The 262-nt window shown below is 38.9% G+C and carries 1 protein-coding gene; it reads right to left on the bottom strand.

Features of this window, described 5'->3' with window-relative positions; all coding sequences use genetic code 11:
• The coding region (locus LXM54_RS27795) for a flagellin N-terminal helical domain-containing protein (protein WP_442780555.1) at window positions 1–262 on the bottom strand (262 nt) is incomplete at both ends.

Genomic DNA, 262 nt, shown 5'->3' with positions numbered 1-262 from the left:
GTCATCTAGTAGAGAGATAGATCCACTTGCTTGTGCATTAGTTCCAACACTAATTGCAGTTACTGTTAAACCAGCACTATCCATTGCACTAATAGAGAAGCTGATAGTTTGTCCATCATTTGCTCCTACTTGTAGTGTTGCTGCGAAGCTTCCATCTAAAAGATTTTGCGTGTTGAACTCAGTTGTATCAGAGATACGATCGATTTCATCTGTCAATTGATCAAGTTCTGTTTGGATTTGTGCTCTGTCGTCAGTAGTATTT

Origin of the sequence: Bacillus sp. Au-Bac7 (assembly GCF_021341655.1) — a bacterium.
Lineage (GTDB): Bacteria > Bacillota > Bacilli > Bacillales > Cytobacillaceae > Niallia.
The sequence above is the reverse complement of the archived record's forward strand: the minus strand, read 5'-3'. Positions and strand labels throughout refer to the sequence as shown.